Raw genomic sequence first — 10293 nt, 5'->3', positions numbered from 1 at the left:
AACCGTATTGGGATTGACACGTCCCCTGAGAGCACTATCCGTAAGTTGAATGGGCCTCCCCGTCTGCCGCCGGGCCGCCAGAACACGAGACAAGGAATGAAACGATGACCGAGAACGCTGTAGCCGCGAACGGACGCACGCCGGCAACCTCGGGTGCCGGTCTTTGGATCGCACTCATAGCTGCGCTGACGGTGATCGGCAGCTACGGCTTCGCCTGCGTCGCGCCGCTTGCCGCAGTCGCCGCCCTGGCAGCGCTGACCCTCAATCGCACCGAAGGGTTGATCCTCGTCGTTGCGGTCTGGGTTCTCAATCAGGCCGTGGGCTTCGTCCTGCTCAGCTACCCGCATACGCCCGACACGTACGCCTGGGGCGCCGCCATCGGTGCTGCCACCGTGCTCGGCTATCTTGCGGCATCGGCCGCCACCCCGCGCACCGGCTCCGCCCTGATCGCGGCCGCGGTCGCATTCGCAGCCGCTTTCGTCGTCTATCAGGTCGGCCTCTATGCTTTCGGCGTCGCGACGGCCTACACCGGCGACACCTTCTCGCTCGCCGTGGTGGGCGAGGTGCTGACCATCAACGCCGTGGCCTATGTCGGCTTCCTCGTCATCCATCGTGCCGCCGTCGCACTGTCGCTCGTGAAACCGGTCGAAGCACCCAGCGCGAGCCTCTCCGCCTAGTCAGCGCGCTCTTGCGACGCTATCCGGCCGAGCGGATCGTCTGCCTCACCGAGGAGACCGTAGAGACCCTCTACCTCCTCGGCGAGGAGGACCGCATCGTCGGCGTCTCGGGTTATGCCGTCCGCCCGCCTCGGGTGCGCAAGGAAAAGCCGCGCATCTCGTCCTTCCTCTCGGCCGACGTCGCGCGCATCCTGGAGCTCAAGCCGGATCTCGTCCTGGCCTTCTCCGACATCCAGGGCCCGATCATCCCCGAACTCGCGCGCGCCGGGCTCGCCGTCCACCTCTTCAACCAGCGCGATCTCGCCGGCATCTTCGCCATGATCCGCACGCTCGGCGCCCTCATCGGATGCCCTGAGAAAGCGGACGCGCTCGCACGCTCGCTCGAAGCGCGCCTCGACCAAGTCAAAGCGGAAAGCAGCCGGCGCCCCGCACGTCCGCGCGTCTATTTCGAAGAATGGGACGATCCGATGATCTCGGGCATCGGCTGGGTGTCGGAGCTGATCGAGATCGCAGGCGGCACCGATATCTTCGCCGAGCTGCGCGCACGCCCTGAAGCGAAAGATCGCATCGTGACCAGCGCGGAGGTGATCGCCCGCAGCCCGGAGATCGTTCTCGCCTCCTGGTGCGGCCGGAAGGTGCGCCGCGACAGCTTCGCGGCCCGCGAGGGCTGGAACGCGATTCCTGCGATCCGAACAGGGCGCATCATCGAGATCAAGTCGCCGCTGATCCTCCAACCGGGCCCGGCCGCGCTGACCGATGGCCTCGACGCCATCCGCGCCGCTCTTGCGTAGATCCTTGGGGATTTACGGCGCGACCGGCATGGACATCACGCTTGCCGAGGCATCGCCGCCACTATCCTGGGCGCCATCGTCGAGGTTGTAGAGATCGTTGCGGAACTGCACGGTGCCGTTCTCTTCCCACGCCGTGAGATAGATGAAATGCACCGGCACCGGCTGGCTGACCTTGATGGTCTTGCGCTGGCTGGCTGCGATCGCGTCCTCGAGCGCCTGCCGCGTCCACCCGCCCTCACCGGCCAGGATCCACGCGGCTACTTCGAGATAGTTCTCCGTCCGCACACATCCGGCGCTGTAGGCGCGCTCGAACGAGCGGAACAGGCTCTGCATCGGTGTATCGTGCAGGTAGACGATGTGCTTGTTCGGCATGTCGAAGCGCAGCAGGCCGAGCGCGTTGTGCGGTCCTGGATCCTGCCGGAACACGTAGCGATTGGCTTCCGGCCCCCACCAGTTCACGACCGCGGGGTCGATCTCCTCGCCGCCGAAGGACGAGAACACACGGATGTGCTCGCGGTAGAGGTAGGAGGGATCCTTGCGAATGGCCGGAATGAGCGCCGCCCTCGCGATGGACGTGGGCACGTGCCAGTAGGGCAGCAGGTTGATCGCCCGTATCGCGCTGCTGACGACGGGCGTCGGCGTCGCGCGCTTGCCCGCCACCGTGCGGCTCGTCACCTCCACGCGACCATTTGCGATCGCTTGCAGCTCGAAGCTCGCCGAGTTCATGAGGATGACGCGCGGCGCCAACGCGCGCGGAAGCCAATCCTGCATGCGGGTGAGATTGAGCTCGAGCTGCCGCAGGCGCGTTTCGGCAGGAACGTTGAGCGCCCGTTGCGTGATGCCGTAAACGATCCCCGTTGGCTCGAGACCGTTGCGGATCTGATAGCGCTTCACGCCGGCTTCGAGCACGGAATCGAACTGATAGCGATCGCCCCCTGGCCGCACGTCTCCGTTAATCTCGAGGCGGCGGCGCAACGTGGCGATATGGGTGCCGCTGTCGCCGAGCCTCAGCGTGATGCGGTCCGGCAGGGTTGGCCAGCCGCCCGCAGCCACGATGTCACGATAGCGATCGATCGCCCGGCTCAGCCGATCGATCGCGGACACGCTCACCCAGGCCTCACGACTCGGCTCTGGCGGCAGACTTCGTTGCCGCTGCGCCTCGGCGGCTGTCACGCCGGTGAGGAGCAGGAGCGCGAGTGACAGCAGTGCCACCATCGCCGGGCTCGGCTTATTGGAGAATACAGGGAATTCACGCATATCGCTGTCAGATCCGGGACATCTTCGAAGGTGCGTTGCCCGTCACCACATCGGGGGAGCGATGAGGATGCCGCCGCGCTTCCATAGCGCGTTGAGCCCCCGCTCCATGCCGAGAGGGCTTTCCCCGCCGACATTCGCTTCGAACATCTCACCGTAGTTGCCGACTGCGGCCACAGCAGCGCGCAGCCAGGATTTGCCGAGCCGCAGCTTCTCTCCACTCGCGCCGGCCCCGTCGATGAGCCGCTTTGCCTCGTCGTCGAGAGGCGCCTCCTGACCGGCCGAGGTTCTATTCAGCCCGACCTCCTCGGCATTGATGAGGCCTGCGAGTGTCCAGCGCACGATCGCCGCCCATTCCTCATCCCCGCCCGCGACAGCTGGGCCGAGCGGCTCCTTCGAGATCACCTCCGGCAGGATCGTGTGCGCGGCCGGCTCCGCGAACGAAGCACGATCCGAGAAGAGCGCGGAGCGGTCGCCCGAGTAAGCGTCGCACGTCCCCTCGGCATACGCCTTGAGCGTCTCCTCGCGCGTTGGCAGGCTGACGGTCTCCGCCTCCACCTGCTGCACCTTGAAGAAGTAGGCCATGTTCTTTTCGGTGGTCGTGCCCGCCTCGACGCAAACTTTGGAACCAGCGAGCTGCTGGGCTGAAACCAATCCCCGATCATCCCGCGTCATGAAGCCCTGGCCATCGAAATAGAGCACGCCGGCGAAGGTGAGCCCGAGATCCACCTCGCGGTTCATGGTCCAGGTGGTGCTGCGGGAAAGGACGTCGATCTTGCCGTCCTTCAGCGCATCGAATCGCTCGTTGGTTTCGAGGGGTATGAACTCCACCTTGTCGGCGTCTTCGAGAACCGCCGCCGCCAAGGCCCGGCAAAAGTCCACGTCGAGACCAGCCCAGACGCCGGTTTCGGTGCGGGCCGCAAAGCCGAGGAGTCTCGTGTTCACGCCGCATAGAAGCTTGCCGCGGCTCCGCACGGCGTCGAGCTTCCGCGCCACCGCCGGCGACGCGCTTGCCGCGGTATCGGGGCGCGCTGCAGTCTGTGCGGGCGCGGCGTCCGCCACTACGGTCGGAACCGCCCCTTGCGCGGCATCGCTGGTCTTGGCCGACGCGATCGCGGCGGGTGAGGCTGCGGCAAGCAGCATGGCGGAAACGAGAAGCTCCGCTCCGGGTCTCAGCATTGGCCCCTTCCCTCGTCCTCTGCTGCATGTCTGTAAAGACTTCTGCGCGAGCTTACCCATTTCGCCCCGACAGCCAAAGGATTGCGGGGCGACGTATGGACGCTTTCACGCATCGAGTGATGGACGCGACGGGATCGGCTTCCTCTCCGTTGACGCCCTGGCGCTTGATGTAAAGCAGAATTGAGCGAGATCTTCCGCATGCGAAATGCATTCCGTGCCGAACGATCGTGCTCTAGACTGTGGAGTTCGGGCAACGGCGAGAAGGCATGTAGCACGATGATCAACCGCAGAATGGCATACATCGTCCGTGATCAGGAACCGCTCCGGATGCAAGCCACCGACAGCGTACAGAAAGCCTGCGAGGCCATGCGCGAGCGCCGCGTCGGGTCCGTCCTCGTCGTCGACCAGCACCGGCAGCTCATCGGCATTTTCACCGGCCGCGACGCCGTTCGGCTCCTCGCCGGCGGGAAAGGGGGCGGTACGTCGCTCGAGCACGCCATGACACCCCACCCCGTCACGATCTCCCCCCAGCAGAAAGCGATCGACGCGCTCCGTGCGATGAGCGACGGCGGCTTCCGCCATCTGCCGGTGGTCGATCGCGGCCAGATCCTGGGCGTGGTCTCACGCGCCGATTTCAAGGGCCAGGAGATCGACCGGCTGGACGAAGAAGAGGGCCTAGCGGAACGCATCTGGTAGCATTCGAGCATCGTCCGTCTGTCCGGGGCTCGAGATTCCGGCCGGGCAGACGAAACATTTCCCAAGCCCCGCAACGCAACCGCAGAGACCAGGATCGAGAACGGCACCTCCGGTCTTGAGCGGCGAGCCGCTATGCGCACCAATTATATCGTGTTACGATCCACCAATGCCCCTTCACCGGATCGGTGCCATGAGCGAAACACGCGTGATGATCGTAGCCAGCACCATTCTTCTGGCGGTCGGCTACCTTGGGATGTGGTACTTCGGAATTTTCCACGGCCTGGGCTTCCACGGCACGGTCGCTGCCGTGCTGGGCGTCACCATGGCGACAGCCCTCGGCGTCGGCCTGATGGCGCTCTTATTTCATAGCGATCGCACCAAGCACGACGAAACTCCGCACAATGCATGGACCCGGTCCGACAAAGGGGAGTGACGCCCTCACATCCCATCGGGGTCGTCGGCACCCGACATGACGATGCGTGTCACTCCCCGCACGAGCCCACAAATTTCAGACACTCACGTGTAATCCTCGCCGCCAGCAACACGATCGCGGCCGCGCGCCTTGGCTTCGTAGAGCTTTGCGTCTGCCCTTTGCACGAACGTCTCCGCGTCGTCCCCCGGGCGATGCTCGACCACACCGAATGACGCCGTAACCCGGCCGATCTTCTGATTGGTCTTGCGGATCGAGAACTGCTTGGCCCCGAATTGGCGTCGCATGCCCTCCGCCATCGTTGTGGCAGCCTGCTCTCCTATCCCGCTGAGGATGATGGCAAACTCTTCCCCTCCGTACCGGGCCACGCTGTCCGCATCGCGAACGCTCGATGCGATGATCCGCGTCAGCGCCTTAATGATCTCGTCGCCGACGGCATGGCCGAACGTATCGTTGATGCGCTTGAAATGGTCGATATCGCACATGATCAACGACAGCGGCGTCTTACGCGCGTTGCTCTCGTTGACGGCCTTTTGTATGGCCTCATTGAAAAGCCGGCGATTGCCGATGCCTGTCATCGGATCTTTGAGCGTCGCTTTCTCCGCCTGGCACAAGTTGGCCTCGAGAGACGCAATCTCGCGCTCGCAGGCTTCGAGCTTTCTCCTATTATCCACGCTGGCACGGCGCATGCGCTCGTTTTCCGCAACGAGAAGGCTAACGACGACACGAACCTGCTCCGCTTCCGTAAGCTTCGCGAGGCGCGCCTGCGCATTGGCGAGGGAGCGCGCGTACGCCTCCTTGTTTGCGATATCCCGACGGATGACGGCGAGCACGTTTGCGAGCTCTCGCCCCAACGTCTTGCTTGCTCCCGCCACCCGATCCGCGTCGGCGCGCTCATCCCGAGAAACGAGCGGCGTGACCATGCGCGCCAACAGCCAGATACCGCCGCATGCCGCGACAGCGAGCACGCAGAGGACGAGAATGCTGACGAAATTGTAGCGTGCGCCCGCGATCAGATCGCCGCTGTGCGCAATGGTGCGCAGTACGAACAGCGGCGCGAGATCGATCAAGACGAATGCAAGAAACGCCGGCAGAATGATACCGCAGGCCGCAACCGCAGCGAGCGCGATCTTTTGGCCGATCGACGAATGAAAGAAAGAGACCATGGGCATGCAAGCCGAGCGCGCTTATGCGAATAACACTGCCCGTACTCGATTCCACTTTAGATTTCACGAGAAATAACGAAATAAAACCAATCGATAATTCGATAAGCAAAAGAACATCAAATGGAAACGCACCAATATAGACTTTCTCTGACCAATTCTGATGAAAACTAGCGGCAAAGCATCTTGCTTCCCCGGTCGAAGCGCTTAAGCATCCGCGCGCATGCTTGATGCCAAGACCATCTTCGTGATCTCCGTCCTCGCAGACGTGCTGTTCTGCCTGAGCGGTCTGCTGCTCTGGCGGACGCAGCGGCAGATGGCGGGAATGCTTCCCCTGGCGATGGCGTTCGCCGCGAGAGGAACGGGCCTGCTCCTGAGGGTCGCCCTACCGGGGCTCTCTCCGTTTCTCGGCATATGGTTCGGGAACCTTCTGGTGGCGCTGAGCGGTGCGCTCATTCTGGAAGGGTTCGCGCGGTTTCTGGGGCTGCCCGCCCCGCGGCGCACGCAGGCCCTTGTCTTGGTGACCGTAGGGCTCAGTTGGCCCGTACTGCTCTGGCTCCGGCCGGAGGATGTCACGCTTCGCATCTCGATTTTGGCGTTCGTAGGCGCGGTCTGCTACGCGCGCTGTGCCTTGCTGTTCCTGCAGGATCGCGGACTGCCAAGCCCCCTGCGGCGCGTCATCGTCGCGTGGTGGTGCTTCATCGCAGTCTCCTGCGCGATCTGCGGCAGCGTGGTCTGGCTGATCTCCCCGCGAAGCCTTTTCGACCCCAACCCGTTTATGGAGATCTACCTGCTTCTCCACCTTCTATCGTTCCTCGTAAAAGGGGTGATGACGGCCATTCTGGTCGGCGTGCGGCTGCGAACGGAGCTTTTGGCGCGCATCGAGGATGAGCGCGCTCAACTTCTGATGCTGAGCCATGAATTGCGCACCCCGCTGGCGATTGTCTCGCGCTCGAGCGAGCTCCTCGGCGAAGAACCTGCAATCGCGAGCCCGGCGAACGCCAGGCGGGTGACACAGATCCGATCGGCAGCGGCGCGCATGGGTGTTCTGGTCGAGCAGTTTCTCGTCTATGCCCGTCGCGAGGCGGCGGGGCAAAAACTGGAACGGTTCGACCTCATCCGGGAGATCAGAGCGCTTGCGGAGTCACCTCGCATCGTGCTTGACCTGCCGAAGCAGCTGACCATGACCGGAGACAGGAAGATGATAGGGATCATCTTCTCCAATATCGTCGATAATGCCCTCAAGTACTCGCCCCCACACAGCCCCGTTGACATCTCGCTCCATGCTGAGGACGACCGGATCTACCTGACGGTAAAGGATCGAGGCGTCGGCCTCGGCTCTGAGGAGGACCGCATGCGACTTGGCGAGAAGTTCTTTCGCGCTCCCAATTCACGCGGAACGGCAGGCATGGGCCTGGGTCTTTACACCGTCCGCAGGCTTGCTTCACGCCATGGCGGCAGCATCACCCTGGAGCCGCGCGAAGGCGGCGGAACGGTTGCAACGGTCATGATCCCTGGAACGGCGTATGCAATCCCCCATGCAGCCCATGCAGCCCATGCAGTATGATGGCCGCGTCCTGGTGGTGGAGGACGAGCCGGCACTCCGGATCGACCTCGTCGATTATCTTCTAGCGCGCCGTTTCCAGGTCGATCAGGCGGCCACATGCCGGGAGAGTCTGGCTCTCCTTGAACGCACGCGGCCCGATCTCATCCTGCTCGACCTCGCCTTGCCGGATGGCAACGGATTCGCGATCGCCGCCGCCGCGCGCCAGAAATACGACTTGGCGGTCGGCATCATCATGCTCACCGCTTTGGGCGACGAGGCGCATCGGCTTGCTGGGCGGAGCGTCGGAGCGGACATCTACCTTGTCAAGGAAACATCCTTGCGGGAGATCGAAGCGTGTTGCCGCAATCTGTTGCGCCGGCTGAAGCCTACCTCGGCGGCGTCCACAGCAGCCGCGCCTCCCGCGTGGCACCTTGATGAAATGCTGTGGCAGCTCTTGACGCCCGACGGGAACGTCGTGCCGCTGACGGCGACGGAGATCGCCTTTCTCAAGCCGCTGATCGCTGCACCCCACATTCCCCAGAAGCGAAGCAACCTGAGCCAGGGCGGCGATCCCCGGAACCTCGATGCCGTAGTGCTACGCCTCAGGCGCAAGATTGAAGCCGCAAGCTGCCACCCTCCGCCTTTCAAGGCCGTCTACGGATCGGGATACGTCTTCACAGGTATTCCTGCTCTGTCGCCACTGAGGTCGCCGGAATCCAGGTGATGATGACGGCCCACGAAGCTGGACGCCAAGGAGCGTCCAAGCGTAACCGCCTCCCGAGCAGCACCGAATCCGATCAGGCCGGAGCGGTCCTTTTCACGAGACCTCCGCCCAATAGCGCGGCGTCTCCCAGACGCGGATTCTCGGCGCATAGCCGGGCAGCGCGGCCCTGATCCGGTCACGCAGCCATAACGCGATGACCTCGCTCGTCGGATTCGACAGGCCTTCGATCTCGTTGAGGCAGCGGTGGTCCAGGCTGTCGATAATCGGCTGAACCGCTGCATCGAGCTCGGCGTAGTCCGCTACGAAGCCGCGCGCGTCCAGCGGGCCCTCGATCAAGACCTCGATACGATAGTTGTGGCCATGCATCCGCTTGCACTTGTGGCCATCCGGAACATGAGGAAGCCAGTGTGCAGCCTCGAAACTGTAGGTCGCAGCGATGCGAACGCGCTCGCTCATGGTGTGACGTCCTTCTGAACCGCCTCTTGAACAGCTATCCTCTTCCATCCCTCAGAAGCTGGCGGAAACGTGGAACCGATTACCCGAGGAGCGCGCAGGTTCAAATGGCAAAAGATGCGAGGCGGCAACTCATCTTCCAGGAGGCATAGCTACTGAGCCCAGCGGCGGATATCAGCCCAATGACCGCACCCGTGCCCAACCACGGCAGGGGCGGGACGGTGAGAGCCCTGCCACGTACGCCTGATGGAACCTTCGCAGTTTCGGAACCCGTGACCCCATGGATCGCACGCCTGCGCACGATGCTCGGGTGACAAAAATCAACGCCGCCAGCCAGCGGAGTATCCTATCTATCACCTACGCCGCATCCGCAAACAGCCGGCATGAGTGAGATAAGAGCGCGCCATGACAAATTTTTTCATTTCTCCAAAAACGGTCCTCGGGCTTCTCGCTGCTCTCCTGGTTGGTGCCGGCAGTGTCGTCCTCGGGCACTTCCCCGCGCTGGCCGACGTCCATCACCATGATCATGGAGCGCATCACCTGAAGCTGGACCACGGCCGCAAATGGGCGACGGACGCCCCCCTTCGCCGCGGGATGGAGCGCATCCGCACACTACGGGAGGCATTGTCTCCGCAGGCGGATACGGCGGAGTTGCAAGCGTTCGCCAAGGGCATTGAGGAGCAGATCGAATACCTCATAGAGAACTGCAAGCTTCCCCAGGAGGCCGACGAAACCCTTCACGTAGTGATCGGCGAACTCCAGGACGGCACAGGCTTTCTCACGACAAAGGGCGATCCAGCGCATGGTCTTGAGGTGATCGACCAAGCCCTTCACGTTTATGCAGAACATTTCGACCACGAGGGCTGGAACGCTCCCTAGAGCCTGACCGTTCGAGGTGGGCGCGGACACGCATTCACCTAGAATGTGAATCAGTCTCTCAAATAAAGACTTAGAGTGCTTCCGGAAAAGTGGGAACCGGTTTTCGAATAAGAAGCACGAGGAAACAAAAGCTTAGAGCCGTTCCTCGATTCCACTTAAAGCGGAACGGCTCGAGCGTGTTCACGTCGCGCGATCCGCTTCCGATAAAAGTGAACGCTCCCTAGCGTTCCGTTCATTATCCGCGGTGAGGCTACGGAGCGGAGCCAATACGCGCCGCTCTCTCCAAGGCGAAAGGTTCTACCCCGGCGAGCCCGGTCGGGATGACCCGCAACCCACTCTGTCCAACTCGCGTCCGTGAGGGGGCGATCTCTCGCCATCAAGGGCGGCCTTCAACGAGGCATGGGCGCGCCCGCGGAGCACTCAATGCTCGATTTCTCAATGATGCTGAATACTTACGACGTACCAACGGCTTAGAAAAGCCGTGGTGCCCAGAAGAGGACT

The 10293-nt window shown here is 63.0% G+C and carries 11 protein-coding genes; 7 read left to right on the top strand and 4 right to left on the bottom strand.

What is annotated here, in order from left to right; genetic code table 11:
* Nucleotides 1-104 precede the first annotated feature (104 nt).
* A complete protein-coding gene (locus V7P99_RS13880) occupies nt 105-677 on the top strand; it encodes a hypothetical protein (protein WP_333795428.1) in 573 nt (190 codons plus the stop codon).
* A gap of 11 nt (nt 678-688) precedes the next feature.
* Nucleotides 689-1468, top strand: coding sequence for a cobalamin-binding protein (locus tag V7P99_RS13875; protein WP_333795427.1), 780 nt, complete (start codon nt 689-691; stop codon nt 1466-1468).
* A gap of 12 nt (nt 1469-1480) precedes the next feature.
* Here the strand turns inward: V7P99_RS13875 and V7P99_RS13870 are convergent, their stop codons facing one another.
* A complete protein-coding gene (locus tag V7P99_RS13870) occupies nt 1481-2725 on the bottom strand; it encodes a L,D-transpeptidase family protein (protein ID WP_333795426.1) in 1245 nt (414 codons plus the stop codon).
* Nucleotides 2726-2767: 42 nt separating this feature from the next.
* Nucleotides 2768-3901 (bottom strand): amino acid ABC transporter substrate-binding protein, encoded by a 1134-nt coding sequence (locus tag V7P99_RS13865; RefSeq protein ID WP_333795425.1) that lies wholly within the window; start codon nt 3899-3901, stop codon nt 2768-2770.
* Nucleotides 3902-4228: 327 nt separating this feature from the next.
* On the opposite strand from V7P99_RS13865, the gene V7P99_RS13860 reads away from it, so the two are divergent.
* Together V7P99_RS13860 and V7P99_RS13855 are read left to right on the top strand one after the other, a co-directional pair.
* A complete protein-coding gene (locus V7P99_RS13860) occupies nt 4229-4597 on the top strand; it encodes a CBS domain-containing protein (protein ID WP_333795424.1) in 369 nt (122 codons plus the stop codon).
* A gap of 190 nt (nt 4598-4787) precedes the next feature.
* A complete protein-coding gene (locus tag V7P99_RS13855; protein WP_333795423.1) occupies nt 4788-5030 on the top strand; it encodes a hypothetical protein in 243 nt (80 codons plus the stop codon).
* Nucleotides 5031-5113: 83 nt separating this feature from the next.
* On the opposite strand, the gene V7P99_RS13850 is transcribed toward V7P99_RS13855, so the two are convergent.
* Nucleotides 5114-6199: a GGDEF domain-containing protein gene (locus V7P99_RS13850; protein WP_333795422.1), complete on the bottom strand. Its 1086-nt coding sequence runs from the start codon at nt 6197-6199 to the stop codon at nt 5114-5116.
* Nucleotides 6200-6413: 214 nt separating this feature from the next.
* Here V7P99_RS13850 and V7P99_RS13845 point away from each other — a divergent pair, with 214 nt between their 5' ends.
* Nucleotides 6414-7757 (top strand): sensor histidine kinase, encoded by a 1344-nt coding sequence (locus tag V7P99_RS13845; protein ID WP_333795421.1) that lies wholly within the window; start codon nt 6414-6416, stop codon nt 7755-7757.
* Nucleotides 7717-8460, top strand: a complete 744-nt coding sequence (locus V7P99_RS13840; protein WP_333795420.1) for a response regulator transcription factor — start codon at nt 7717-7719, stop codon at nt 8458-8460. The genes V7P99_RS13845 and V7P99_RS13840 overlap by 41 nt, the downstream gene beginning before the upstream one ends.
* A gap of 93 nt (nt 8461-8553) precedes the next feature.
* Here the strand turns inward: V7P99_RS13840 and queD are convergent, their stop codons facing one another.
* Nucleotides 8554-8916, bottom strand: coding sequence for a 6-carboxytetrahydropterin synthase QueD (queD, locus tag V7P99_RS13835; protein ID WP_333795419.1), 363 nt, complete (start codon nt 8914-8916; stop codon nt 8554-8556).
* Between the two features lie 402 nt (nt 8917-9318).
* Here queD and V7P99_RS13830 point away from each other — a divergent pair, with 402 nt between their 5' ends.
* Nucleotides 9319-9792, top strand: coding sequence for a hypothetical protein (locus V7P99_RS13830; RefSeq protein ID WP_333795418.1), 474 nt, complete (start codon nt 9319-9321; stop codon nt 9790-9792).
* Nucleotides 9793-10293 lie beyond the last annotated feature (501 nt).

This window comes from Hyphomicrobium sp. (assembly GCF_036780825.1).
Lineage (GTDB): Bacteria > Pseudomonadota > Alphaproteobacteria > Rhizobiales > Hyphomicrobiaceae > Hyphomicrobium_C.
The sequence above is the reverse complement of the archived record's forward strand: the minus strand, read 5'-3'. Positions and strand labels throughout refer to the sequence as shown.

Bases quoted from the DNA above. Each gene is read 5' to 3' on its own strand.
- V7P99_RS13880 (WP_333795428.1), top strand. From the start codon at position 105: ATGACCGAGAACGCTGTAGCCGCGAACGGACGCACGCCGGCAACCTCG.
- V7P99_RS13840 (WP_333795420.1), top strand. From the start codon at position 7,717: ATGCAATCCCCCATGCAGCCCATGCAGCCCATGCAGTATGATGGCCGC.
- V7P99_RS13850 (WP_333795422.1), bottom strand. From the start codon at position 6,199: ATGCCCATGGTCTCTTTCTTTCATTCGTCGATCGGCCAAAAGATCGCG.
- V7P99_RS13865 (WP_333795425.1), bottom strand. From the start codon at position 3,901: ATGCTGAGACCCGGAGCGGAGCTTCTCGTTTCCGCCATGCTGCTTGCC.
- V7P99_RS13860 (WP_333795424.1), top strand. From the start codon at position 4,229: ATGCAAGCCACCGACAGCGTACAGAAAGCCTGCGAGGCCATGCGCGAG.
- V7P99_RS13830 (WP_333795418.1), top strand. From the start codon at position 9,319: ATGACAAATTTTTTCATTTCTCCAAAAACGGTCCTCGGGCTTCTCGCT.
- V7P99_RS13855 (WP_333795423.1), top strand. From the start codon at position 4,788: ATGAGCGAAACACGCGTGATGATCGTAGCCAGCACCATTCTTCTGGCG.
- V7P99_RS13870 (WP_333795426.1), bottom strand. From the start codon at position 2,725: ATGCGTGAATTCCCTGTATTCTCCAATAAGCCGAGCCCGGCGATGGTG.
- queD (WP_333795419.1), bottom strand. From the start codon at position 8,916: ATGAGCGAGCGCGTTCGCATCGCTGCGACCTACAGTTTCGAGGCTGCA.
- V7P99_RS13845 (WP_333795421.1), top strand. From the start codon at position 6,414: ATGCTTGATGCCAAGACCATCTTCGTGATCTCCGTCCTCGCAGACGTG.